This window comes from Rubrobacter sp. M3-4 (genome assembly GCF_059772285.1).
In genome coordinates this window covers 1-24,496 of sequence record NZ_JCBAJP010000009.1, presented here as the reverse complement: position 1 = coordinate 24,496, position 24,496 = coordinate 1, and the positions used below count along the sequence as shown (strand labels likewise).

The window sequence follows — 24,496 nt, the reverse complement described above, 5'->3', positions numbered from 1 at the left end:
GGTCTCTCTCATCAGATAGTCTTGTGGGATTTCATGCTCTCCATCAATCGAAGAGCGTCGGCTGATCTCCTGGCACCCGGAAGGCGGCGACCGAGAGCCCGGGGAAGCGGTCGGGGATCCCGGCCCTGCGCCGGCTTATGTGGAAGAGCTGCGCGATGTGTTCCGCGATGGGCCCCTCGCCCCGCATGCGCGACCCGAAGCGCGGATCGTTGAGGCTGCCGCCTCTCATGGACCTTATGCGGCTTAAGACCTTCTCCCTGCGCTCCGGGAAGTGGCGTGAGAGCCAGTCCTCGAAGATTTCCGCGACCGCCCCCGGCAGGCGCACCGGGACGCAGGCGGCGAAGGTTGCTCCGGCCTCCGCAGCGGCGGAGAGCAGCGCGGGCAGCTCGTGGTCGTTCAGACCGGGGATGATAGGGGCGGTCATCACCCCGACCGGGATGCCGGCTTCGGAGAGTTTCCTCATCGCGTCCAGGCGCCGCCGGGGGCTCGAGGTTCTCGGCTCCATGCGACGTCTCAGGTCTTCGTCGAGGGTCGTCAGGCTCACGGCGACGGATACCGCGCCGTGCTTCGCGAGCTCTTCGAGGAGGTCTATGTCGCGGGTTACGAGGTGGTTTTTGGTCACGACGGCCAGGGGGTTGCGGAACTCCGCGAGCACCTCGACGCAGCGGCGGGTGATCCTGAGCTTCCTCTCGACCGGCTGGTAGGGGTCGGTGACCCCGCTCAGGGAGAGGATCTTCGGCTTCCAGCCGGGTGAGGAGAGCTCCTTTCGCAAAAGCTCCGGGGCATCTTCTTTGACGAGGACCCGGCTCTCGAAGTCCAGCCCGGCCGAGAAGCCCAGGTACTCGTGGGTCGGGCGGGCGTAGCAGTAAGCACAGCCGTGCTCGCAACCCCGGTAGGGGTTGATGCTGGCCTCGAAGCCGATGTCCGGGCTGGCGTTGCGAGTAATAACGGAACGCGAACGGTCGCGCAGGTATACGGTCTCTGGTCTATCGGGAGCCTCGTCTTCGACAGGCTCCGGCACGACTTCGATCCTCTCGAATCGATTGGTGGGGTTCATGGAGGCCCCGCGTCCGGAGATCTGGCGCCGCGGCCTCACCCGGCCCTCTCACTCCAATTGGAATCGGGTCCCATTCCGGCCGGAGTATAAAGGATGAGGTCTCGGATCCCACTGCCATAATCTCGAGCCGGGCTACGGCTCCTGCCATTCGCCGCCAGGGTCCCTCTTGGTGCGCGCCAGATAACCGACGAAACCGATGAACAGAAGCGCGAGCCCCACGCTAACAGGTCCGGTGCCCCACCCGAGGCCGCTCCAGCTCGGTGGTTTCCCCATCCAGTCCGAGAACGACGCGCCGAGGGGCCTGGTAAGGACATAGGCGAACCAGAAGGCGAAGATCGGGTTCATGTTGAAGCGGTACCAGGCGACGGCGGGAACGGAGATCAGGATAGCGAACAAGATGCCCGAGGCGAGGTACCCCAGCCCCAGCGTACTCGCGGTCATATCTCCCGCTGCTGTGCCAAGGGCGAACGTGGTTATTACGGTGGTCCAGTAGAACAGCTCCCGCCGCGGGTTGTTGATGCTGTGTATGGACAGCGTCTTCTCGCTCGCGTACCAGCTCACGAAGACGAGGGCTAGGACCACGGCGAAGAATATGGTGGATACGAAGTACGGAACACCCAGGACGACGTGCAGCACGTCGGCGACCATCGTGCCGAATATGGCGACCATCGCGACGGCCACCCAGTAGACCCACGCCATATAACGGCGCGCCGCGAACTGCAGCAGCATTGCCGCTGCAAACCCGACGCCGCCGGCAACTACCGCGATATACGGGTTGATGTGGTAGACGAGGTAATCTGAGATCGTCTCGCCCATCGCGGTAGTCAGCACCTTGACGATCCAAAAGTAGACCGTCACCTCCGGGACTTTCCTCAGGGCTCGTTGCAATTAGGTAGTACCCTGATCGTGGGGTGATTCCGACCTGATAGGACGGCGCTGGTATCTGCTCCGATGTCTTTTATACTCGGAGCCTTCTCCGGTCCCAAAACCCTGGCGCTTCAAGCCTGGTTCTACTCCTTGCGAGGTCTCTTGTAGATCACGCCGTGCACAGTAGGCGCAGTTTCTAAGAGGTTGGTAAGTCCCGAGAGAACTTTCAGTTCCCTATCTGACGGGATTGGGTCTGCAACTGCTCCTCGCGGATCTCCCTGGCGAGCTCTCGCGTCTTTCAGTTCCCTATCTGACGGGATTGGGTCTGCAACAATGCGGGAGCGAGGAGCGGGAGAAACCACCTGCGGTCTTTCAGTTCCCTATCTGACGGGATTGGGTCTGCAACAAGCTGGGAGAGAAGGAGATCCGGGATGGGCGGTAGCTTTCAGTTCCCTATCTGACGGGATTGGGTCTGCAACGCGAGGTGGGGGCGTGGCGGCTCGAGTTCCCGGACCCTTTCAGTTCCCTATCTGACGGGATTGGGTCTGCAACGTCTCAGGCCTGGGCGGATGTGGCATCTGGCTCCGGCTTTCAGTTCCCTATCTGACGGGATTGGGTCTGCAACTGCCCGCCAGGATACCCGGTGAAAGCCAACCAGTCGCTTTCAGTTCCCTATCTGACGGGATTGGGTCTGCAACGAGTCGGGCTGGAACCGCTTCGCCCGGAACCCCTCAAGCTTTCAGTTCCCTATCTGACGGGATTGGGTCTGCAACGGGCGCGCGCAACGCCGGCCGCCCGATGCTGCTGGACTTTCAGTTCCCTATCTGACGGGATTGGGTCTGCAACGCACATTCACGGACCTGGCGCTCGAGAACTCGCTGACTTTCAGTTCCCTATCTGACGGGATTGGGTCTGCAACCCAGCTCTACAGGACGCGCCCTGAGCATATGTACCGTCTTTCAGTTCCCTATCTGACGGGATTGGGTCTGCAACGCGCTGGGCAGGCGGGTATACGCGCTGCTCGGCGAGCTTTCAGTTCCCTATCTGACGGGATTGGGTCTGCAACCTGATCCGCGAGATGACGACGTACAGCTGGGATCCGACTTTCAGTTCCCTATCTGACGGGATTGGGTCTGCAACAGGCGAGGGTGCTACATGGTGGGAAAGGGAAAGGAGGCTTTCAGTTCCCTATCTGACGGGATTGGGTCTGCAACGATTTCCCCGAGCGTCTCGCGCAGGAAGCTCCTTTCCTTTCAGTTCCCTATCTGACGGGATTGGGTCTGCAACCGCATGGCCCAAAGAGAAGCTCGCCGTGGAAGTGCCTTTCAGTTCCCTATCTGACGGGATTGGGTCTGCAACGGGCGCGGGTACAGCCTTCGGCACGAACCGCCTCACCACTTTCAGTTCCCTATCTGACGGGATTGGGTCTGCAACAGAAGGGCCGCGTGGAACTCCACGGCGCGCTCGGCCTTTCAGTTCCCTATCTGACGGGATTGGGTCTGCAACCCGCATGGTGGATGCAGACACCCGCCATTGCCCCATACTTTCAGTTCCCTATCTGACGGGATTGGGTCTGCAACCGGCTGGCACTGCCCGGTGTGCGCGGCGAGAAGGGCTTTCAGTTCCCTATCTGACGGGATTGGGTCTGCAACCTAGAAGAGCCTCCCGTCCAGCGCCTCGGCCGCTACACTTTCAGTTCCCTATCTGACGGGATTGGGTCTGCAACGAGCTCCTCCTCGGGGATGAGAAGCTGTATGAGATCTGCTTTCAGTTCCCTATCTGACGGGATTGGGTCTGCAACCGCGCTGGCTGGCGGAAGCAATGGACAGGGAGCAGGCTTTCAGTTCCCTATCTGACGGGATTGGGTCTGCAACCTCGGGCCACTTCCTGGAGCGCAGGATGCACGCGCTTTCAGTTCCCTATCTGACGGGATTGGGTCTGCAACAAGCCTTTGACTCCTCAGCGTCCTCGTACCCGTATGCTTTCAGTTCCCTATCTGACGGGATTGGGTCTGCAACCGCTTCGCCTCCTCGACGGCGGTCTCGACGATGCCGCCTTTCAGTTCCCTATCTGACGGGATTGGGTCTGCAACGTGGCGGTCGGCTATCTGGTGTGGCGAAACTGGAGCCTTTCAGTTCCCTATCTGACGGGATTGGGTCTGCAACCGTCAGGGGCCGACGAGGTGGCGAAGGCGGTGAAGGCTTTCAGTTCCCTATCTGACGGGATTGGGTCTGCAACCGCGGTTCGGCTCGACACGCTCGAAGACCTGGCAGCTTTCAGTTCCCTATCTGACGGGATTGGGTCTGCAACGAGATCATAAACGAGAAGAGGGGTCTCTCGGCCGAGACTTTCAGTTCCCTATCTGACGGGATTGGGTCTGCAACACGCACATGGAGGAGGACGGCCACGGGCTCTACGTGGCTTTCAGTTCCCTATCTGACGGGATTGGGTCTGCAACCTCGAGACGGCGGCGCGGGAGATCAAGGATCAAAAGCTTTCAGTTCCCTATCTGACGGGATTGGGTCTGCAACCGCTCTGCCGGTCGACTGGCAGCTGGACACTCAAGCGCTTTCAGTTCCCTATCTGACGGGATTGGGTCTGCAACCGACCATGCGCTTTCTGGACGCCGCAGGTTTCGCGAGCTTTCAGTTCCCTATCTGACGGGATTGGGTCTGCAACCCCGCTGGGTGAACCGGATCATCTCTTTGATCAACTCTTTCAGTTCCCTATCTGACGGGATTGGGTCTGCAACCTCCGCTTTCGGTGGTGCTCTCCGAGCTCCGCGAGGCTTTCAGTTCCCTATCTGACGGGATTGGGTCTGCAACCCGGCTTTGTAAGACCTCGTTCCGCTGTATATTCCACCGGCTTTTGCGGTGGTTTTCAACGTTCAGTATCCTGAAGATCAATGGTAGCATCGGTTATGAGGGGATGCAGGTTCGCAAGGTTCGGTTCTGCTTTGTATGTCCGGGGTGTTGCGAAACCGACATTTCTCAATTTTCCAGGGGAAAAGACTGCCGGGCAAGTTTACGAGGACAACGCTCTGGAAGATTGTGCTGCTTTGTTACCTGGGTTTGCGAAAGCGGGGTGATGTGGTGGGTAGGATGGACGCCACTTTGGGTACGCTGGTGGTGCTCCGGGTGCTCTCCGAGGGGCCTGCCTCCGCGGAGCGGTTGCTCGATGTTATCGAGGACGAGGTGGGTGCCAGAAGGGATGCACGCACGCTCCGCAGATACCTGGCGGCGTTGAATGAGGCTGGTTTCGAGGTAAAGAGGCGCAAAGACAGGTATGAGCTGAATGCATCCCCGGCGAAGCTGCCGTTCGATGATCACGAGACCCTCGCGACGCTGAGCGTTCTGGAGTCTTTAGCCGAGCGGGAGCCGGTTTATGGAAGGTACCTCGCCTCGGCGGTCGCGAAGTTGCGCGAGGCTTTGCCTGCCGAAAGGATCAGGTTCGCCGACAGCGGGAGGGTGGTATTCGATCTCGTCTCCGCCGATGATCCTCCGGAGGATCCCCGAATCCTCGACCTGCTTAGGCGTGCCATCCACCGCAACCAGCGAGTGGAGATCTACTATCACAGCCTCTCCTCAGGGACACGCACCTGGCGGATGGTCGAGCCGGTGCGCCTCTTCCACGCCCAGCGCGCCCACCGGCTCTACGCCTACTCCCCGGAAGCCCACGACTACCGGGAGTTCAGGGTCAACCGTATAACCGAGGTGAAGTTCCTGCCGGACCTGTTCTCTCCCGAAGCTCACATCCGCCGCCTCGAGCCAGCCAGGGTCCGGCTGGATGAGAAGACCTTCACCGCCTACGGGCGTTCGGTCATACAGGATCCCAACGCCACTTCCCGGAGGCTCGACGATGGAGGCGCTATCGTAGAAGGAAGGGTGGCGAGTACCTTCTGGACGGTGAGAGATCTTGCCTCCCTCGGACCCGGAGCCGAGGTGCTCGGTGGCGATCGATTGAGACAGGAGTTTCTGGACTTTCTTCACGCAACCGCAGAAAAATATCGCTGATACCGTTTGCGGACCTATATTGTCCGAAGAAACTGTGAAGATACCCATGCTAAAGGGTTTTGCTGGCCACGACGAGAGTGAGCCGATTGGAAGAACTGGTGATAGATGGTTTCGGGGCGTTCGTGGGGAAGAAGAGCGAGCGGCTGGTGGTGAAGCTGAAGGGCGAGGTGATCTTCGAGCGCCCGTTTTTCGACGTGGAGCGCGTGATCGTGGCGACCGGGGGCGCGACGATCTCGGCCGCGGCGATCCACGAGTGCGTCAGGCACGGCATCCCGCTGGAGTTCCTCTCCTTCTCTGGCGCTCCCTACGCGAGCCTCGTCTCCCCGAACCTGGGCGGGACGGTGAGGACCCGCCGCGAGCAGCTGCTCGCGTACGAGGATCGCAGGGGCGTCGAGCTCGGCAAGGCCTTCGCTGTGGGCAAGCTCAAAAACTCCGCGAACGTCCTGAAGTACTTCGCGAAGTACCGCAAAGGTGCGGACCGCAGGACGTATGACTTCCTCTACCGCAGGGTGGACCGCATAGAGGAGCTCGTCCGGCTGGTGGAGGAGATCGAAGGCTCGCGCGCGGACGAGGTGCGCGGCGCGCTGCTCAACGCCGAGGGGCGCGGTGCTGCCCTGTACTGGGAGGGCGTCGAGCGGCTCGTGCCGGCGTTTTCGGGGCGTGAGGGGCGCGGTGCGGGCGACCTGGTCAACTCCCTGCTCAACTACGGCTACGGCATCCTCTACCACCGGGTGCTCTCCGCGGTGACGCGGGCGGGACTCGATCCCTTCGCCGGCTACGTCCACACCGACCGGCCAGGCAAGCCCTCGCTGGTGCTGGACCTCATCGAGGAGTTTCGCGGGCAGGTAGTCGACCGTACGGTGCTCGGGATACTCGGGACCGGGTTCAGGGTCGGGATGGACGGCGGGATGCTGGACGAGGCGACGAGAAAGCTCCTCGCCGGAAAGGTGCGGGAGCGCCTCGCCACCCGGATCAAACACCGCGGCAGGAAACACTCTCTGGAGAACGTCATCCACATCCAGGCGAGAGGCGTCGCCGGCTTCGTCCGTGACGGGGTCCTCTACCGGCCGTTCGTGGGGAGCTGGTAGTGGGTTACGTCCTCCTCATCTACGACATCCCGGACGACAGGATTCGCCACCGCGTCTCCGAGCGCTGCAAGGACTACGGGCTCTCGCGCATCCAGTACTCCGCCTTCGCCGGGGAGCTGGATCGCAACCGCCGCGAGGAGCTGATGCTGCGCCTGAAGAAGACGCTCGGCAGGAAGGAGGGCAACATCCGCCTCCAACCGGTGTGCACCCGCGACCTCGCGCTCGCGAAGGAGGTCGTCGTTGAACCTTCCTGATCTCACCGTCACCGACGTCCGCCAGTACGTCTACTGCCCGCGCATCCCCTACTACCGCTACACCCTGCCGCTGGAGCGCCCGGTGACCGCCAAGATGGACCTCGGCAGGGAGGAGCACGAGTCCACCTCCGCTAAAGAGTCTCACCGCACCCTGAAGGCTTACGGGATAAAGGAGGGCGAGCGCCGCTTCGGGGTGGACCTCTACTCCCGCCACCTGCACCTGCGCGGCAGGATAGACATGGTCATCTTCACCAGGTACGAGCTCGTCCCCGTCGAGTACAAGATGACCTCCGACGTGGGGCTGCACCACAAGTACCAGCTCGCCGCCTACGCGATGCTCGCCGAGCACACCTACTCCCAAACCGTGAGCCGCGCCTTCGTCTACCTCACCCCGGAGAAGAGGGCCGTCGAGGTCCCCATCACCGCCGCCATGCGCGAGAGGGTGCGCGGGGTACTGCACGAGTTGCGCCGGTCCGTCTGGAACGAGCGGCTCCCGGCGCCAACGCCGCACCGCGGGCGCTGCACCGGTTGCGAGTACCGCCGATTCTGCGGCGACGTCCTCGCCGGAGGTGCCTGAGGTGTTCATGCCCACCACCGAGGAGAGAAAGAGGCTTCTGCGGGGCGTCATCCCGCGGGCGCGCAGGCTCGGGGTGGACGACACCTTGCGCGGCTGGAGCTGGTCCGCCCCACCGCTACTCTCGCCCTACGAGGTGCCCCTGGGCCTCTCCGAGGTCGCAAACGCCTACTGCGAGACGGGCCGCGACGTCTACGCCCGGCGCGTCCTCGGGATCGAGCCGGAGCCGAACGAGAAGATGCTCCTCGGTAGCGCCCTGCACGGAACTTTACGCGACTGGGTCGTCCACGCCAAGCGGAGCCTCTACGCGTGCGGCGTCGGGCGTATCGAGGAGGCGCTGGAGCGGATACGCGCCTTCCCCGCGCCGGAGCTTTCCAAGGCGAAGACCCTCATCCAGTACGAGACCGACGCCATAGAGTTCCGGATACGCGAGGCCATGAGCCAGTTCCCCCGCATCGGGACCGACGCGCTCGTCGCACAAGTTCTGCCCGTGACGCTCGGACAGATGCTCGACGGTGCCTTCCTCGGTCTCAGCCGCCGCCTCTCCACGGATCTCCTCAACCTCGGCGAGCCGGTCGTCCTCGACATCATCTTCGACGACGAGAAGCGCAGCTTCCATCGGCTCACCCTCGCCGGATACGCCCTCGTGCTCGAGGCCGTCTACGAGTTCCCGGTGGATGTCGGGCTCACCGTGTACGCCGGCTTCCGGGACGGCCGGCTCCGCATGGAGCGCGAGTTCACCGTCCTCGGGGACGAAGTCAGGATGGAGTTCATCGAGGCGCGGGACGAAAAGCAGCGCATGGTCGCCGAAGCGATGGATCCCGGCCCCTGCGAGGGATGTGAAGCGTGGTGTGGTCGATAGAGGATAGGATCGAGGACGCTCTATCCGTCAGGGATCAGTATAATGCTGGCACCTCGCTGGATAGGGGACTGAAAACAAGGAAGTTAGATGGAGCAGATCGAGAGCGGGTTCTCCGCAATATAGGAGACCGAAAGATTCGAAATGTCCCGCAAGGTCGTAGCTCAGGCTGTCGGGGTCCTCACAGATATTCCCCAAGGTAGTTTTATGGAACAGTTGCAAAAAACTCTCGGCTATGGTAGGTTGCACTCCGTGAATGGGTGATGGATGGGAGCGGGTGCTTTTGATTGAGGTTCAACGAGTTTGTGGCATTTATATCAAGTGTGGAGAAGTCAGGGGTAAGTGAGGAGTTTCATTGCTTAAGTTCACTCGACATCCCTTCGTGGACGTAGGAGCCGCAGCGATCACGGCTTTCGCGGGAAAAAGCAGGCCGGAGGACTTGTCCTGGCAGGATCTCGATGAGGTGGCAGATTTCATAGAACGTCATTACACCAGAGATCCTCTCAAGTCTTTCCTTACGGCGATCTTTCCGAACTCCGGTTACGTCCAGCCGGCGATGAAGCCAGAGAAGTTTGCGGCTTTCCTGAACCGGTATCTGTACGGCTACCGAAACGAGGAGAGTGTTTCGGGCTTGCGTTGCGTGTACTGCGGGCAGGAAGCGAGCGTACGGGTGTTTCGCCAGCATGTCCCCATGTTGACCGGAGAGGGGATATTGAATTTCTTCCCGGGAGCAGCACCGGGGCTGCCGGTTTGTGGGTTTTGTCTGCTGTGCATCCAAGCTTTCCCGCTGGGGGCGACTAAAAGCTCGGGGCGCGCGCTGATCATACACTCCGACGACGAACAGGTAACCCTGCGAGCTGCCAAGAACTTTCTTCAGGACAACCTGAAATATTTAAACATGCAAGACATAACCAAATACCCGGACCAAAAATATCCCAGAACGGTCTTTGTGGATCAAGTTCTCAGGATCAGCGAGGATTACCTTCAGGGGCAGGAGCACAGCCCCTCGATTACCCTCTACCACCTGACCAACTATGGGACCACGGCGGATGTCGGCATCCTGTATCTGCCATCGCAGATAGTAGAGTTCCTTTCTATCGCCAGCTCCGCCAAGTTCGGACGGATCTGGGGGGAGATCGTACGGCGCGCCTGGCAGAAGGTGGACAACGCGCGCCCCGGTGTTGCGCGCAACTTCTTGTACGAAGACCTCTTCGACTTGCCGGAGAGAGCTGCACGCTTCGTGCAAGTCTACTTCTTGAGGCAGGGTTTCAGGGCCCCCGTGAGGTTCAAAGATGATCCCCGCAGTGGTTATGTACTTGAGAGGGAGCTGGATCTCATCTCGTGGGATCTTACGGCCATGTTTCTGAGAGAGGTGATGGAGATGGATGCCGAGCGTATAAGAGCTATCAGGGATCTGGGTGACCGGCTCAGTTCCTATATCTCAAGGACCAACGACAGGCGGTTCTTCAGAGATTTCTACAGGGTCGACAGATATGGGCAATTGCGTGGGTTGCTGATCAAGGCCAGCAACGCCGAGGTCAGAAGCGGCAGATCACCGCTCATAGGTTTCGACGAGTTCATCACGATCTTCGAGGAGGGGAGAGATCTTCCGCGTATAGACTGGCGTCTCGCGCGCGACCTCGTGCTCATACGAATAATCGAACGCCTTCATCAGGAGGGAAAGATGCTCGAAGAGATGACTCCGGAAGCAGAGGAGATTCCCGGTGGAGAAGCGGCGGAAGGTTAGGAGGCTGTAGTGGCTCATCTGAACGGACTCTTGCTCATAGACGCGCCTGCATCCGCCCTCAATAATGCGGGCTCCGTGCCTGGAGACAGGACGGACAACAAGGTGACCGTCAAGTACATCAGCACCAGAAGCGGTGCCTATCCCTACGTTTCTGCACAAGCTTTCCGCTACTGGCTGCGCAGTACGCTTGAGCAGTCGGATCTGAACTGGCAGGCCGCGCCTATCTATCGCGAAAGCAAGGTGGCCTACACCGACGCCAACCCCATAATTTACTGGGACGACGACCTCTTCGGGTACATGCGGGCTCCCTCCAAAAAGGTTGAAGCTGTCGAGGCGCGAGAAGGGGACGAATCTCAGAAGCAGTTCACGGAGGTCGAGGGCACCATAACCCGCGTCTCTCCTTTCAAGGTGAGCACGCTGGTCTCGGTGGGGCCTGTCAACCTTACGGAAGACTTTGGCGTCATGTCACGGCACGATGGAGATCCTGTGCCATACGAGCACCAGTTCTACCGGACGACCCTCAAGGGGCTTTTCGGGTTGGATCTCCGCTCAGCCGGCACTTTCTGGCATCGGGCCAAGACGGGCTACAGGAACCTGGATGAGCACCGCAGACGCCAGGCCCAGGAGCGTAACCTTGAAGAGTACGATAGCGGCAGAGCATACCGGTTGCCTCTAAAGGAACGCGTAGAGCGTATACGTTCCCTCCTGCAGGGCATGGCGCTGCTGGATGGAGGCGCGAAGCAGACGCTCCATTACACGAACGTCGCGCCCTCTTTCGTCATCTGTGCCGTTACCAAGGGGGGAAACAACCCCTTCGGTCACGTGGTGACAGCGGACCCGCGTGGCGAGGCTCAGGTCAACGCCGAAGCGCTCGAAGAAGCGCTGGAAGTCTACTCCGATCAACTGCTCTCACCCGTCTACGTGGGATGGGCGAAAGGCTTTATGGAGGGGCAGCGCACGGATGTGGAGGCTAAAGTAGCGCAGAGGGCGGTCATCGCTCATCCACGACGTGTCTTCGAGCGGCTCGCCGATGACTTCGCCAAGAGCGAGAACGCCAGCTGGCTGGACTGAGGAGCGCTATGCAGGTCGTTCGCGTCGAAATGGAGGGGCTTACCACCTCCTTCCGCTACCCGCATTTCATGTGGGGGAGGCATCCCACCTTCGAGATGCCACCGCCGGCTACCATCTACGGTCACATCTGTAGCGCCGTCGGGGAATGGATGGATCCTATAGGGCTCAGGTTCGGATACACCTTTACACACGAGGGTAAAGGTGAAGACCTGGAGCATGTGCACGCTATATCCCCAGGAACCGGCAGGCCGCTGCGTCAGAGAAAAAGGGGTGTGGTCTTCGCCGAGCCGGTGAATATCCAGGGCAACGTGAATCCTCTAACCCGGGAGTTCCTGTTCAGGCCCCGGATGACACTTTACGTGAGCCCGGCGGACCTTGCGGAGTACTTCAGATCACCACGCTACCCAACGGTGCTCGGGCGCTCGCAGGATCTCATGAGCTACAGGCGAGTAGAGGTTGTCGATCTCGAGCGTGCTCCACGAGCTTACTACGAGCACACCCTTTTGCCGTGGGAGATGCAGGTGCGTGTTCGTCGGGGAGTGACGGTGCTTATGCCCCGCTACGTGGACTACTCCAGGGGGCGTGAACCAGCTTTCGAGAGGTACGTGATCCTCCAGAACCGGGTCGTTCTGAGACCGACGGAGGAGCGTCAAGAAGATCTGGATGAGGAAGAGCGTCCGGTGATTCGCTATGAAGACGAAGCTATTCTGCACTGGGTAGACCCCGATAGCTCGGAGTACAAGGGAGCTAAAAGAGGAGTTTGGCTGCACGGCTTCACGGAGTAAGAATGGCTCTCGAGATTCCGAACGCGTTGCGAAACGTCTGGGCGAAGAGTCCTGATTCCGGAAATACTTCGGGTGAGACACTTGTCGAGCATACCTACAGGGTGTGCGAGAAGGTCGCGGAGCAGTACAGGCTGCGCCCTGATCTGGGGGAACGCTTGGGCTGCAAGCGCTTCTGGCATCGGGCGTTCTGGGCGGCATTCCTCCACGATTTCGGTAAGGCGGCGAGTGGTTTCCAGAAACAATTGCTTCCCGGGGCGAAAAAAGCCTGGGGAAAGAGGCACGAGGTGCTCTCGCTTGCCTTCGTAGGGTGGGTGTTCCCGGAGGAGCACGAAGACTGGCTTCCGGTGGTCTCCACCATAGTGTCTCATCACAGGGACATGGCGGAGATAAAGCGTGGGTATCCGCCAGCGAAGCGTCCGGAGTACGATGTACTCCCCGAGATGCTCGACGAGATACCCGATGAGGCAATGCCGGCGCTTCGGGAATGGTTGTCGACCGCTCCAGCGGAGTGGATCTCCACACTCGACATGGACGGGGCAGGTATCGAACTGCCTGTCCTCCTTGCTCACGAATCACCCACCGAGTTTCGGGACAGAGGTTATTTGCGTGTCCGCAGGGCACTCGATGCCTACTTCGACTTGGAAAGGCGGCTCGAAGAGCTGGGGCCCGAAAACCCGATAACCATAGCCGCTCTAGTGCACAGGGGAGTGATGGTGACCGCTGACCACGCGGGATCCGCACATGCAGAGAGGTTTCCGAAGCTCCCGGTTCCCGAGCCTACGAGGTTGCTGGAGGAGCTCAACCTTCCGGAGCCCTACCCGCACCAGCGCAAATGTATGGAGGAGTGGGGCTCAGTGATGTTTGCAGCTCCGACTGGATCCGGTAAGACAGAAGCAGCGCTGCTATGGGCTGCTCGTCAGGGCTCGAATGGTGGGGCGTCGCGTCTCTACTACGTCCTGCCGTTCCAGGCGAGCATGAACGCGATGCGCAGGCGTCTCTCCGAGCGATTTGAGGAGAAGAACGTTGGTCTGCAACACGGTAGGAGCCGGTTCGCTCTTTACCGGATGTTCCTCGAGCAGGAAGAAATTTCGTCCACGACCGCCATGAAAAAGGCCGCCTCTGCGACCCAGCTCTCCAGGCTTCATTACTTCCCGATCAGGGTGTTGAGTCCTTACCAGATGTTATCCGCGATGTATCGACTCAAAGGCTACGAGTCTGCTCTTGCCGATACCTTCGGCGGGCTCTTTGTCTTCGACGAGATACACGCCTACGAACCGAAACGGTTGGCCCTGATACTGCGGATGATGGAGTACCTCGAACGAAATTACGGGGCCAAGTTCTGCATCATGTCCGCCACCCTACCGGAGATATTGAAAGGGTGGCTCTACGAGACGTTGCCGGGTCTGAAAGAACTTTCCGTACCAGACAACCTCTTCGAGAAATTTCGGCGCCACCGTATCGTGCTTCTCGACGGTGAGTTGGAGAGCGACGACGGGGTACGCAGCATAGAAGAAGCTGCCGAGCGTGGCTCCGTGCTGGTCTGCTGCAATACGGTGCGCCGGGCACAGAACGTCTACGAGAGGTTGAAGAGCTCCAGCTCGGAGGTGCATCCATCACTCTTACACGGTCGTTTCAATACTAGGGACCGCACGCGTAAAGAGCAGTGTTTGCTTGCTCGAATGGGAACGAAGAACAGGTCCGAAGGTAAGGGTATCGTGCTCGTCGCAACGCAGGTCGTGGAAGTCAGCCTAGATGTAGATTTCGACACCATATTTACCGAACCCGCCCCCCTGGATGCTCTCCTGCAGAGGTTTGGGCGGGTCAACCGGGGCATGCGGCACGATCTGAGCGATGTGCATGTTTTCAGGGAGCCACGAGAACAGACGCTACCTTATGATGAACTGCTTGTTCAGCGGACGGTGGATGTGTTGGAACGGGAGAACCAGAAGCCGATTGATGAAAGACTCTTGAAGCGGTGGCTCGATGAGGTTTACGGCGGTGAAGTCTCCGAGCGCTGGAAAGCGGAATTCGAGGAGGCTTCGAGTCTCTTCTGCAGGGCTTGTATTGATCGTCTGTTTCCATACCAGTCCGATGAGGAGTTGAGCGAAGAGTTCTACAGGATGTTCGATGGGGTTGAAGTGGTTCCTGTGGGACTGAAGGACGAGTATCTCGAGTTAAGGGAGGAGAATCCGCTCGAAGCGGGCGAGCTTCCGGTGGCGGTGAGTTGGGGCCAGCTGGCGCAGTTGGATAGAGCAGATCTCGTTGAACCTTCTGAAGATTGGGTAAAGGTCGTCCATGTACCTTATAACCCAGAGTATGGGCTGAGGTTGGATGGCGTTTGAACCTTAAGGATTCATGGAATGTTTCCTTGCTCGGTCCTGGATCCATGTCCTCCAGGTGGATTGCGGGTATGAGGTCGGAGAATACAACACCTGCCAGGGGATCGCTGTGGCCGTAGAGTCCACCAGGAGTGTCCTGCGGTGATAGAGGTCCGGGCCCTCATCCTGCTTGCCTCGCGGCCGGAGTCGGTTGGGATCGCGGTGGAGATGCTGCGGCCGGAGAGGATGGGGATCATCTCCTCGCAGGAGGTCTTGGAGGCGATCGTGCTGCGGTGCGCGGAGCTTAAGGGGGCGGGTGTTGAGTTCACCTACCACCTGGTGGACTCGCCGATGGAGATCTCGGACGCCTTCGGGCGCTTCGAGCGCCTGCTCGCGGAGCTCACGGATGAAGGGTACGGGCGGGAGGAGATCCTTCTTGACGCCACCGGCGGGACGACCCCGATGAGGTTGGGGGCGGCACTCGCGGCGATGACGCGCGGGGTCTCGATGGTGCACCAGCGGGTGCCGCAGCGCTACGTGGACGGGCGCTGGGAGCGGGACTCTTCGCGGGAGGTGGAGGTCGTCCCGATGGAGAACCCGCTGGAGGCGACGGGCCTCCTGCGCGAGGGGCAGGCTATAGAGCTCTTCAACCGCAGGGATTATGCCGCCGCGGCGCTGGTCTTCGGGGACATCGTGGGGAAGGTGAGCGGGGTCGAGCGCGGTCACTACTACCGGGGGCTCCTGCTCCTCTCTGAGGGCTACGCGGCCTGGGACGTTGCGGACTACGCGGCGGCGCTGGAGCGGCTGCGGGCGGCGCGGGAGGAGCTCGGGGCGAGCTTTTCGCACCCGGAGCTGGCCGGGAGGGCCGGGGAGCTTTCAGAGAGGATCTCGGCGCATCTCCCATTCCTGGGGAGGGTGCGGGGCAGGCTCTCGGTGGAGAACGTCGTGGACATGCTGGAGAACGCCCGCCGACGCATCGTGGACCAGGGGCGCCACGACGACGGCGTCGCCCGGCTCTACCGCTGCGTCGAGATGTACCATCAGTGGCGTCTGATGAGCGAGCACGGGATAGACGCCTCCCGGGTGGACTGGGGGAAGGTGGGCGAGGAGGTGCGGGAGCGTTTCCTGCGGGAGTCGGGGGCGAGCGGGCTGCCGGAGGTTCTCGCCCTGCACCACGCCCGGCTTCTGGAGCGTATCCTGAGTGGAGAAGCCGGGGAGGAGGATGCGGTCTTGCGGGACCTTCTGCGCCAGCGCAACCGCTCCATCCTGGCGCACGGGCTCGAGCCGATAGGGGAGAAGGCCGCCCGCCGCTTCCTGGAGTACGTGGAGGAGATGATCGGCGAGGAAGGGGTGCGCTCCGGGGCGGTCCACGCGACGCTGAAGGGGCTCTGAGGTGGAGCTCTACTGCCACGAGGTCACGGTGCGCTTCGTCGAACGGGCGGTCGTGCCGCCGTACGAGGGTTCCATGATCCGGGGCGCCTTCGGCCGCGCCTTCAAGGAGAGCTGCTGCCCGTTCCCGCACGACGGAGGCGGCTGTCCTCTCGGGGAGAAGTGCCCCTACGGCTACGTCTTCGAGACCTCTCCGCCGGAGGGCCTGAGGGATTTTTCGAAGAACCAGCAGATCCCCCGCCCCTACGTCTTCGAGCCGCCGGAGGAGACGAGGATGGAGTACGGGCCGGGCGAGAGGATGCGCTTCGGGTTCACCGTGGTGGGCCGGGCGGTGGAGTACATGCCGTACTTCGTCTACGCGTTCTCGAAGATGGGCGAGATGGGGGTGGGTCGCAGGAGGGCCCGCTACAGGCTGGAGAGGATCGTCGCGAGAAACCCGTTCTCGGGGGCGCGGGAGGAGGTCTTCGACAGGGAGGTGGTCAGAAACCGCCGGCTCGCGGTTGGCTGGGAGGACGCCGCGCGGGAGGCTCGTGGTCTGGATCCCGGGAGCATCCGGGTGGAGTTTCTCACGCCCACACAGGTCAGGTTCCGGGGGGAGGTGGCGGCCGGCGCCCCCGCGTTCGCCGCGCTGGTGCAGGCGCTCCTCATCCGCATCCCGATGCTCTCCGCCGTCCACTGCGGTGAGCTCTTGAGGGAGGACTTCCGCGCCCTGGTGGAGCGGGCACGGGAGGTACGGACGGCGCTCGACGAGACGACCTGGGTCTCCTTCCGGCGCTACTCCTCGTTCAGGGGGAGGTCGGAGACGCTCGAAGGGGTGGTGGGACGGGTGGAGTATGCCGGTCCCCTGGAGGAGTTCCTGCCGCTGCTCTGTCTGGGCCAGCTCACCCACGTCGGGCGGCGCGCCGTCTTCGGGCTCGGGCGCTACCGCGTGCTCGCCGCGTGAGCGGGTTGCATATAATCGTTTTCTGAGCAGGCGCGAAGACGGGGGTGACGCATGGACTTCGAGCTGAGCAGGGAGCAACGGGAGGTGAGGGAGGAGGCGGCGCGCTTCGCCGACGAGGTGGTGGCGCCGGGGGCGGCCGAGCGGGACCAAAACGACGTCTATCCGCAGGAGATCTTCGAGAAGCTCGCCGCGATGGGCTTCATGGGACTCTGCGTGCCCGTAGAGTACGGCGGGGCCGGGAAGGACTTCCTCTCCTACGTGCTCGCCATCGAGGAGCTCAGCCGCGCCGACGCCGGGGTGGGGGTTACGCTCGCGGTGCACACCAGCGCCGGGACGCTCCCTATCCTGCAGTACGGCACCGAGGAGCAGAAGCGGCGGTGGGTGCCGCCGCTCGCCCGGGGCGAGAGGATCGGGTGCTTCGCCCTCACCGAGCCCGGGGCGGGCTCCGACGCTGCCGCGATCGAGGCGAAGGCCGAGCGGGCCCCCGGCGGATACCGCATAAGCGGGCACAAGCAGTGGATCACCAACGGCCGGGTCGCGGGGACCATGATCCTCTTCGCCCGCGCCCCGGAGGGCGTGACCGCCTTCATCGTGCCGATGGATGCCGAGGGGATCTCCTTCGGAAAACACGCGAGGAAGATGGGCGTCATCTCCGCCACCACCGACGACGTGCTCCTCGACAACGTCTTCGTCCCGGAGGAGGACGTGCTCGGGGAGGTGGGGAAGGGCCTGCGCGTCGCGCTCGGGACGCTGGACCCGGGGAGGATCGGGATCGCCGGGCAGGCGCTCGGGATAGCAGAGGCCGCCTTCCGTCACGCATCGCGTTTCGCGGTGGAGCGGAGCGCGTTCGGCCGTCCCATAGCCGGGCACCAGGCGATCTCCTTCAAGCTCGCCGACATGCAGGTGAAGCTGAGGGCGGCGCGGCTTCTCACCTACGAGGCCGCCTGGATGAAGGACCGGGGGATGCGCGTCACCGAGGCCGGCGCGCGGGCCAAGCTCTACGCTTCGCAGGTGGCCAACGAGATCGCCTACGAGGCGGTGCAGATCCTGGGCGGCAGGGGGTACATGAAGGACGAGGGGCCGGTGGAGAGGCTCTACCGGGACGCGCGGGTCACCGAGATCTACGAGGGCACCAGCGAGGTGCAGCGCATCGTCATCTCCCGCTCCATCCTGCGCGGGGTCTCCTCAGAGAAGGGCGTGCAGCAGCAGGTCCAGCGCCGCGGCTGAGACGGTCCCGAGCAGCGGCGAGAGGATCCAGTTCAGGGCGATGTTGCGCAGCGCTCCGCGGTTGAGCTTGCTGCGGTCGGTCGCGAGCCCCACCCCGGCGAGCCCGCCGACGACGCTCTGGTTGATCGAGGCGTTGTACCCGAAGGCGTTCAGCGTCGAGATCGCCGCGGCCTTGGCGAACTGGGCCGTCGCGGCGAGCGGCACGTCCAGCGGCAGGATCTCGTGCCCGATCCGCTCCAGGAGCCGTCTGCCCCAGCTCACCACCCCCAAAGCCATGAAGACCCCGCCCCAGAGCGCCGCGACCCTGGGGGAGAAGATCCCGGCGTCGGCGAGCGAGGCGGCGGCGTTGCTCACGTCGTTCGAACCCATCGTGAACGAGCTGTAGAGCGCGGTCACGACGAGGAACGCCGCGAGCGCCCCCCGGCCCCGCCGGGCGATGCCGAGCCCCGCGCGCGCCAGGACGAACCCCAGGACGAGCGACAGCACCGGCCCCGCGGCCCAACCCAGGACCACGAGCCCGAAGAGCCCCCCGCGCACCGGGAGGCCCGCGGCGAGCGCCGCCCCGAGCAGCGAGAACGCGTAGATCTGGATCGTCGAGACCGGGAGCCTGTAGTAGGTGGAGGCTATGGTCACCAGCGAGGCGGCTATCTGCGAGGCCGCGACGTCCTCCGCCGGGGCGCTCTCGATGAGGTTCGCGTAGGTCCCGATGACGTTGAGCCCGGCGGCCGTCGCCCCGATGACGACGCAGACCGCCGCGAGCCCGAGCGCTCGCCGGAGCGTGAGCACCCCCGCGCCGTAGGCCGTACCCATCACCGAGCCGGTGTAGTGGCTGCCCATGCTCCACGCGAACAGCGCGCTCGCGGCCAAAAGCAGGGCTTCCAGCAGGCTCATGCCAGCAAGTATACAAAGTGGTGCGGGATGGTATAGTCATTCCTGAACGCCCGTACAGAGGGAAGAGGGAAGCGACCTGCAGGAGGAGCGCCTTGGACACCAGAAAGAAGAGCGCCCGCGAGAGCTGGGAAGAGGCGTACTCGAAGAGCCCGGAGCGTGACGCGGAGTTCTCGACCATCTCCGGCGTGCCGATCAAACCGCTCTACACCCCGGAGGATCTCGGGGACTTCGACTACGAGGAGAAACTGGGCTACCCCGGCGAGTACCCCTACACCCGCGGGGTCTACCCCACGATGTACCGGGGCAGGCTATGGACGATAAGGCAGTTCGCCGGCTACGGGGACGCCGAGGAGACCAACCGGCGCTTCCGCTACCTGCTCGAGCAGGGCCAGACCGGGCTCTCCGTCGCCTTCGACATGCCCACCCTCATGGGGCTCGACTCCGACTCGCCGCGCTCTTTGGGCGAGGTGGGGACCGAGGGGGTCGCCATAGACTCCCTCGAGGACATGGAGCGGCTCTTCGAGGGCATCCCGATGGACGAGATCACGACCTCGATGACCATCAACGCCCCGGCGATGGTGCTTCTGGCGATGTACGTCGTCGCGGCCGAGAAGAAGGGGATCCCGCCGGAGAAGCTCGGGGGGACCAACCAGAACGACATCCTCAAGGAGTACATCGCGCAGAAGGAGTGGCTCTACCCGCCCGGCCCCTCGATGCGCATCTTCAAGGACATGCTCGTCTACGCCACGCGGCACATGCCGAAGTGGAACACGGTCTCCATCTCGGGCTACCACATCCGGGAGGCGGGCTCCACCGCGGCGCAGGAGCTGGCCTTCACCCTCTCCGACGGGTTCGCCTACGTCGAGGCCGGCATCGAGGCCGGGCTCGGGGTGGACGAGTTCGCCCCCCGCTTCTCGTTCTTCTTCAACTCGCACATAGACTTCTTCGAGGAGATCGCCAAGTTCCGCGCCGCGCGGCGCATCTGGGCGCGCGAGATGAAGGAGCGCTACGGGGCGAAGGACCCCAGGAGCATGAGGATGCGCTTCCACACCCAGACGGCGGGGTGCTCGCTCACGGCGCAGGAACCCTACAACAACGTCGTCCGCACGGCCTTCGAGGCGCTGGCGGCGATCCTGGGCGGCACCCAGTCGCTGCACACCAACTCGCTGGATGAGGCCCTGGCGCTGCCGACCGAGGAGGCGGTGCGCATAGCCGTGCGCACCCAGCAGATAGCGGCGCATGAGACGGGCGTGGCGAATACGATAGACCCTCTCGGCGGCTCGTACTTCGTCGAGGCCCTCACCGACGAGATGGAGCGGCAGGCCTACGAGTACTTCCGGCAGATAGACGAGCTCGGCGGGGTCATCCCGGCGATCGAACAGGGCTTCCAGATGCGCGAGATCGCCGAGGCTTCCGCCCGCTACCAGCGGGAGATGGAGGAGGGGCGCCGTCGGGTGGTGGGCGTGAACGTCTACGAATCCGAGGAGGAGCCCGACGTCGAGCTGCACCGCATCCCTCCCGAGGTCGCGGAGCGTCAGATAGAGCGCGTCAAAGACCTCAAGAGGAGGCGCGACAACCGGCTGGTGCGCCAGCGCCTCGAGGAGCTCAAGCGGGTGGCCCGCGGCGACGGGAACACGATGTATCCCATACTCGAGTGCGTCCGCGCCTACGCCACCGAGCAGGAGATCTGCGACGCGCTCAAGGAGGTCTTCGGCACCTACACCGAGACCCCCGTGATCTAGGGTATCCCGGCGTTGTCTATGAGGTGGGTCCGGCCGACCCGGGCGGCGATGATCGCCCGGGCCGGCCTCTCTCCGAGCCTCTCGAGCCTCTCCAGGCTCTCCGCGTCGACCACCGCGGCGTACTGCAGCCCGACGAGCGGCTCTCTGCCACAGACCTCTCGCATCGCCGCCTCCAGCTTCTTCGCCGAGCGCTCGCCCTCCCGCGCCAGCTCGGCGCACCGTCCGAGCGCCCTGGAGAGGGAGAGCGCCGCCTCCCTCTCTTCGGGGGAGAGGTAGACGTTGCGGCTGCTCATCGCGAGACCATCCTCCTCGCGCACCGTCGGGCAGCCCACCACCTCCACCCCGAGCTGAAGTTCCCGCGCCATCCTGCGCACGATGACGAGCTGCTGGTAGTCCTTCTCCCCGAAGTACGCCCGGTGCGGCCTCACCGCGCCGAAGAGCATCGTGACGATCGTGGCGACACCCCGGAAGTGCCCCGGCCTCACCTCCCCCTCCCACATCTGACCGAGCCTGCCCGGATCCACCGAGGCACGCCCTCCGGAGGAGAGGTCGGGATCCTCCTCCCCGTACATCGCCTCGATGGTCGGGGAGAAGACGGCGTCCGCGCCCTCGCGGGCGAGCAGGGCACGGTCGCGCTCGAGGTCGCGGGGGTAGGTCTCGAAGTCCTCCCCCCGTCCGAACTGGGTTGGGTTGACGAAGACCGAGACCACGACCCTCTCACACTCTGAACGGGCCCGGCGGACGAGCGAGAGGTGTCCCTCGTGCAGCGCGCCCATCGTGGGGACGAGCCCCACGGTCTGCCCGGAGGCGCGCCAGCGCTCCGAGAGGTCGCGCATCTCCTCCGGGGTCGAGGCCGTCTCTAGCCCTGCTCCCACCGGCGGCGCTCCTCCTCGTCGAGGTTCCAGCCGTGCTCGGGCGCGGGGAACGCGCCGGAGCGGACCTCCGCGACGAACTCCCCGGTGGCCCGCTGGAGAACCTCCCGTACTTCGGCGTAGCGCCGGACGAAGCGCAGCGGCGGTCCTGCGGATAGGCCGACGAGATCGTGCCAGACGAGCACCTGCGCGTCGCAGGCCGCCCCGGCCCCGATGCCGATCGTGGAGATGGAGAGCTCTTCGGTGATCCGCCGGGCGACCTCGGAGGGGACCGCCTCCAGAACCACCGCACAGCAGCCGGCTTCCTCGACGGCTCTGGCGTCCTCCAGCAACCTCCGGGCCGCCTCTGCGCTTTTGCCCTGCACGACGCTCCCGAAGCTGAGCGAGGACTGAGGGGTGAACCCGAGGTGCCCGACGACGGGGACGCCCATCCCGACGAGCGCCCGGATGCCTTCCAGGGCGGCCCGGTCGGCACCCTCCAGCTTTACCGCCTGCGCTCCGGCCCGCACGAGGGCGGCGCCGTTCTCGGTTGCGCTCTCCAGCGTGGCGTAGCTCCCGAATGGAAGGTCTGCGACCACCGGGACGTCCGGGCGCGGCGAGCTCGCTACCCCGCGGACCACCGCCCCGGTGTGCCGCAACATATCCTGCATCGTGACCGGGATGGTGCTCTCGTAGCCGAGGATGACGTTGCCTAAAGAATCCCCGACCAGGATCATGTCCACCCCCGCCTCGCAGCAGAGAGCCGCGGTCGGGGCGTCGTAGATCGAGACCATGGCGAGGCGCCGGCCTTCGGCGCGGGCGTCGGCGAGCAGACGGGGGAGGGATCTCCCGGGCAAGCTCAGCTCCTCGGCTCGACGTCGTCTACTGGTGCCACGCGCGGTATGTTAGCAGATGATTTCCTCACCAGGGTTGCTCGGTTAGAATGTCCTGCCGTCATGGGCATTTCTGGAGCGGACGGATGAGCGGGGTCGAGGAGGCCCCCCTGGCGCTCGTGGTGCGTACCCCGGACGAGCCGGGGATACTGCACGCGCTCACCAGCGTCATACTCGACCACCGGGCGAACATCACCTACATAGACATCTCCGAGCGGCGGGGAGGGGAGTCGAGGATCTACCTCGAGCTGGAGGACGTACCCTCCCCGGAGGTGCTCGTGGCGGACATCGAGGGGCTGCCGGTAGTCCGGGAGGTCGAGCGGGCCCCTTCGTTCGCCAAGGTCTACGGCAAGAGGATCATCGTCGTCGGCGGCGGGGCGCAGGTGGGGCAGGTCGTCGTCGGGGCGGTCGCGGAGGCCGACCGGCACAACATCCGGGGCGAGAAGATCTCGGTGGACACCATCCCGCTCGTGGGGGAGGAGAACCTGGCGGCCGCGGTGCGCGCGGTGGCGCGCCTTCCGCGGGCGGTGGCGCTGGTTCTGGCCGGGGCGCTCATGGGCGGGGACGTGGCGCGGGCGGTCTACGAGATAAGGGAGCGGGGCATCATCGTGCTCTCGTTGAACATGGCCGGCAGCGTTCCGGAGGCGGCGGACCTCGTCGTGAGCGACCCGGTGCAGTGCGGCGTGATGGCGGTGATGGCCGTAGCCTCCTCGGCCCGCTTCGACATAGACAGACAGCGGGGCCGCCGCTACTGAGCTCTCAGGGGAGCTGGCCGGCGGGCACCCCTCCCTGCACGGCCCAGTAATAGATTATGTAGGCCCCGGCGAGCACGAGCAGCGCGGCCGAGGCGAACCGGACGTAGGGCAGCGCCCCGCGCACCCACTTCACGATCCCCTGCTTGAAGAGAGCCAGAGCCAGGGTGAGCCCGACGAGCACCACCGCCATCCCGAGGGCGAAGTCCAGGAAGCGCCCGATGCCGGTGAGCGTCCCGCCCGAGGCGAGGCTGCTCCCGACGAGGACGAGGAAGAGCGGGAGGGCGCAGCTCATCGAGGCGAGACCGTAGGCCACCCCGAAGAGGAAGAACCCCCTCACGCTGACCTCCTTCGCCGGGCTCGGGGCGAGCCGCTCGAAGGTCCCGACGTAGAGGCTGCGCCCGGCGAGCATCCACAGCCCGACCAGCACGAGCGCCACCCCGATCGCGACCCCGACGGCGGGCATCGCCGAGAGCACCGCGGCGCCGCCGGCGGAGATCACGGCCCCTATCGCGGTGAACAGGAGCACGAACCCTGAAGAAGCGACCGCACCGACCACAAGCGCCCGCCCCAGCCGCGAGGGCAGGGACCGCCCGTCGAGATCCTCTCCCGAGCCGAGGTAGAGCGAGAGGTAGGCGGGGAGCATCGCGAACCCGCAGGGGTTCACGGCGGCGACCATCCCGGCGGCGAAGGCGAGACCGAACGGCAGGGCGCCGCCGATCCCCGAGAACCAGTTGGCCACAAGCGACTGCAGCCCGCTCACAGACCCTCCTTCTCGAGCACCTGCTCCAGCTTGCTCTTCGGGGTGGGGGCGGCGTCGCGGTAGACGATCTTCCCCTTGCGGTCGATGATGATCGTGGTGTCGAGGGAGCTCACCCCGAGCCTGCGGGCGACCGTACCGCTCCTGTCCACCGCCCAGGGCAGCGGCCTTATGTTCCCGGCTCGTCGGAAGGCGGCTATCGTCTTCGCGTCGTCCCTGGGGTCGACCGAGATGATGAGGAGGTCGAGTCCCTTCTTGTGGTAGCGGGGGTAGAGTTCGGACCAGGCCTTGCTCTCGGGGATGCACGAACCGCACCAGCCGGCCATGAAGTACAGCGCGACGACCCTGCCCTGCTCCTTCGAGAGTTCGAAGGTCTTGCCGTCCAGGGTCTTTATGCTGAAGTTCGGGGCCTGCC

The 24,496-nt window shown here is 63.7% G+C and carries 21 protein-coding genes and 1 CRISPR repeat array; of the genes, 14 read left to right on the top strand and 7 right to left on the bottom strand.

Annotated features, from left to right (window positions below; translation table 11 throughout):
- Nucleotides 1–43 precede the first annotated feature (43 nt).
- Both AC6EKW_RS10920 and AC6EKW_RS10915 read right to left on the bottom strand, forming a co-directional pair.
- Nucleotides 44–1,096 carry a PA0069 family radical SAM protein gene (locus tag AC6EKW_RS10920; protein WP_498514402.1) on the bottom strand — a complete coding sequence of 351 codons (1,053 nt, stop codon included), beginning with the start codon at nucleotides 1,094–1,096 and terminating at the stop codon, nucleotides 44–46.
- A gap of 93 nt (nucleotides 1,097–1,189) precedes the next feature.
- Nucleotides 1,190–1,915 carry a COG4705 family protein gene (locus AC6EKW_RS10915; protein WP_498514401.1) on the bottom strand — a complete coding sequence of 242 codons (726 nt, stop codon included), beginning with the start codon at nucleotides 1,913–1,915 and terminating at the stop codon, nucleotides 1,190–1,192.
- A 232-nt stretch (nucleotides 1,916–2,147) separates the two neighbouring features.
- Nucleotides 2,148–4,749: direct repeats of the CRISPR family, unit length 37 nt; unit sequence CTTTCAGTTCCCTATCTGACGGGATTGGGTCTGCAAC.
- Between the two features lie 135 nt (nucleotides 4,750–4,884).
- On the opposite strand from AC6EKW_RS10915, the gene AC6EKW_RS10910 reads away from it, so the two are divergent.
- The 12 genes from AC6EKW_RS10910 (at nucleotide 4,885) to AC6EKW_RS10855 (ending at nucleotide 18,192) form a co-directional block, all read left to right on the top strand.
- Nucleotides 4,885–5,937 (top strand): helix-turn-helix transcriptional regulator, encoded by a 1,053-nt coding sequence (locus tag AC6EKW_RS10910; protein ID WP_273886702.1) that lies wholly within the window; start codon nucleotides 4,885–4,887, stop codon nucleotides 5,935–5,937.
- A 98-nt stretch (nucleotides 5,938–6,035) separates the two neighbouring features.
- Complete coding sequence (gene cas1, locus AC6EKW_RS10905) at nucleotides 6,036–7,025, top strand: CRISPR-associated endonuclease Cas1 (RefSeq protein WP_498514400.1); 990 nt, start codon at nucleotides 6,036–6,038, stop codon at nucleotides 7,023–7,025.
- Entirely contained in the window at nucleotides 7,025–7,279 is a 255-nt protein-coding gene (gene cas2 / locus AC6EKW_RS10900) for a CRISPR-associated endonuclease Cas2 (RefSeq protein ID WP_273886704.1), read from the top strand. The genes cas1 and cas2 overlap by 1 nt, the downstream gene beginning before the upstream one ends.
- Entirely contained in the window at nucleotides 7,266–7,856 is a 591-nt protein-coding gene (gene cas4 / locus AC6EKW_RS10895; protein WP_498514399.1) for a CRISPR-associated protein Cas4, read from the top strand. Before cas2 ends, cas4 begins: the two co-directional genes overlap by 14 nt.
- Nucleotides 7,857–7,863: 7 nt before the next feature.
- Nucleotides 7,864–8,715, top strand: a complete 852-nt coding sequence (gene cas4a, locus AC6EKW_RS10890; RefSeq protein ID WP_498514398.1) for a type I-A CRISPR-associated protein Cas4/Csa1 — start codon at nucleotides 7,864–7,866, stop codon at nucleotides 8,713–8,715.
- 352 nt (nucleotides 8,716–9,067) lie between these two features.
- Nucleotides 9,068–10,459 carry a type I-B CRISPR-associated protein Cas8b1/Cst1 gene (gene cas8a1 / locus AC6EKW_RS10885; RefSeq protein WP_498514397.1) on the top strand — a complete coding sequence of 464 codons (1,392 nt, stop codon included), beginning with the start codon at nucleotides 9,068–9,070 and terminating at the stop codon, nucleotides 10,457–10,459.
- A gap of 9 nt (nucleotides 10,460–10,468) precedes the next feature.
- On the top strand, nucleotides 10,469–11,530 hold the full coding sequence (gene cas7i, locus AC6EKW_RS10880; RefSeq protein ID WP_219975739.1) for a type I-B CRISPR-associated protein Cas7/Cst2/DevR: 1,062 nt from the start codon (nucleotides 10,469–10,471) through the stop codon (nucleotides 11,528–11,530).
- An 8-nt stretch (nucleotides 11,531–11,538) separates the two neighbouring features.
- On the top strand, nucleotides 11,539–12,315 hold the full coding sequence (cas5, locus tag AC6EKW_RS10875; RefSeq protein ID WP_498514396.1) for a CRISPR-associated protein Cas5: 777 nt from the start codon (nucleotides 11,539–11,541) through the stop codon (nucleotides 12,313–12,315).
- Between the two features lie 2 nt (nucleotides 12,316–12,317).
- A complete protein-coding gene (gene cas3, locus AC6EKW_RS10870; protein WP_498514395.1) occupies nucleotides 12,318–14,657 on the top strand; it encodes a CRISPR-associated helicase Cas3' in 2,340 nt (779 codons plus the stop codon).
- A gap of 138 nt (nucleotides 14,658–14,795) precedes the next feature.
- Complete coding sequence (locus AC6EKW_RS10865) at nucleotides 14,796–16,025, top strand: TIGR02710 family CRISPR-associated CARF protein (RefSeq protein ID WP_498514394.1); 1,230 nt, start codon at nucleotides 14,796–14,798, stop codon at nucleotides 16,023–16,025.
- A gap of 1 nt (nucleotide 16,026) precedes the next feature.
- On the top strand, nucleotides 16,027–16,965 hold the full coding sequence (cas6, locus tag AC6EKW_RS10860; protein ID WP_498514393.1) for a CRISPR system precrRNA processing endoribonuclease RAMP protein Cas6: 939 nt from the start codon (nucleotides 16,027–16,029) through the stop codon (nucleotides 16,963–16,965).
- A gap of 51 nt (nucleotides 16,966–17,016) precedes the next feature.
- Complete coding sequence (locus tag AC6EKW_RS10855; protein ID WP_498514392.1) at nucleotides 17,017–18,192, top strand: acyl-CoA dehydrogenase family protein; 1,176 nt, start codon at nucleotides 17,017–17,019, stop codon at nucleotides 18,190–18,192.
- Here AC6EKW_RS10855 and AC6EKW_RS10850 read toward each other — a convergent pair.
- The gene (locus AC6EKW_RS10850) at nucleotides 18,151–19,083 is read right to left on the bottom strand and encodes an inorganic phosphate transporter (RefSeq protein WP_498514391.1); all 933 of its coding nucleotides are present in this window, start codon (nucleotides 19,081–19,083) and stop codon (nucleotides 18,151–18,153) included. The two genes, AC6EKW_RS10855 and AC6EKW_RS10850, sit on opposite strands and share 42 nt — an antisense overlap.
- 92 nt (nucleotides 19,084–19,175) lie before the next feature.
- Between AC6EKW_RS10850 and AC6EKW_RS10845 the strand changes: the two genes are divergently transcribed.
- Nucleotides 19,176–20,825: an acyl-CoA mutase large subunit family protein gene (locus AC6EKW_RS10845; protein ID WP_498514390.1), complete on the top strand. Its 1,650-nt coding sequence runs from the start codon at nucleotides 19,176–19,178 to the stop codon at nucleotides 20,823–20,825.
- Here the strand turns inward: AC6EKW_RS10845 and panC are convergent.
- Together panC and panB are read right to left on the bottom strand one after the other, a co-directional pair.
- Nucleotides 20,822–21,700 carry a pantoate--beta-alanine ligase gene (gene panC / locus AC6EKW_RS10840; RefSeq protein WP_498514389.1) on the bottom strand — a complete coding sequence of 293 codons (879 nt, stop codon included), beginning with the start codon at nucleotides 21,698–21,700 and terminating at the stop codon, nucleotides 20,822–20,824. The two genes, AC6EKW_RS10845 and panC, sit on opposite strands and share 4 nt — an antisense overlap.
- Nucleotides 21,685–22,533: a 3-methyl-2-oxobutanoate hydroxymethyltransferase gene (gene panB, locus AC6EKW_RS10835; RefSeq protein ID WP_273843996.1), complete on the bottom strand. Its 849-nt coding sequence runs from the start codon at nucleotides 22,531–22,533 to the stop codon at nucleotides 21,685–21,687. Before panB ends, panC begins: the two co-directional genes overlap by 16 nt.
- A 122-nt stretch (nucleotides 22,534–22,655) precedes the next feature.
- Between panB and AC6EKW_RS10830 the strand changes: the two genes are divergently transcribed.
- Nucleotides 22,656–23,324: a DUF5612 domain-containing protein gene (locus tag AC6EKW_RS10830; RefSeq protein ID WP_273843999.1), complete on the top strand. Its 669-nt coding sequence runs from the start codon at nucleotides 22,656–22,658 to the stop codon at nucleotides 23,322–23,324.
- Between the two features lie 4 nt (nucleotides 23,325–23,328).
- Here AC6EKW_RS10830 and AC6EKW_RS10825 read toward each other — a convergent pair whose 3' ends face one another.
- Both AC6EKW_RS10825 and AC6EKW_RS10820 read right to left on the bottom strand, forming a co-directional pair.
- The gene (locus AC6EKW_RS10825; RefSeq protein ID WP_273886718.1) at nucleotides 23,329–24,084 is read right to left on the bottom strand and encodes a cytochrome c biogenesis CcdA family protein; all 756 of its coding nucleotides are present in this window, start codon (nucleotides 24,082–24,084) and stop codon (nucleotides 23,329–23,331) included.
- The coding region (locus AC6EKW_RS10820; RefSeq protein ID WP_498514388.1) for a peroxiredoxin family protein at nucleotides 24,081–24,496 on the bottom strand (416 nt) is incomplete at its 5' end. The genes AC6EKW_RS10820 and AC6EKW_RS10825, both read right to left, overlap by 4 nt.

Bases quoted from the DNA above. Each gene is read 5' to 3' on its own strand.
- AC6EKW_RS10910 (WP_273886702.1), top strand. From the start codon at position 4,885: ATGTCCGGGGTGTTGCGAAACCGACATTTCTCAATTTTCCAGGGGAAA.
- cas4a (WP_498514398.1), top strand. From the start codon at position 7,864: ATGCCCACCACCGAGGAGAGAAAGAGGCTTCTGCGGGGCGTCATCCCG.
- cas5 (WP_498514396.1), top strand. From the start codon at position 11,539: ATGCAGGTCGTTCGCGTCGAAATGGAGGGGCTTACCACCTCCTTCCGC.
- cas3 (WP_498514395.1), top strand. From the start codon at position 12,318: ATGGCTCTCGAGATTCCGAACGCGTTGCGAAACGTCTGGGCGAAGAGT.
- AC6EKW_RS10855 (WP_498514392.1), top strand. From the start codon at position 17,017: ATGGACTTCGAGCTGAGCAGGGAGCAACGGGAGGTGAGGGAGGAGGCG.
- AC6EKW_RS10850 (WP_498514391.1), bottom strand. From the start codon at position 19,083: ATGAGCCTGCTGGAAGCCCTGCTTTTGGCCGCGAGCGCGCTGTTCGCG.
- AC6EKW_RS10830 (WP_273843999.1), top strand. From the start codon at position 22,656: ATGAGCGGGGTCGAGGAGGCCCCCCTGGCGCTCGTGGTGCGTACCCCG.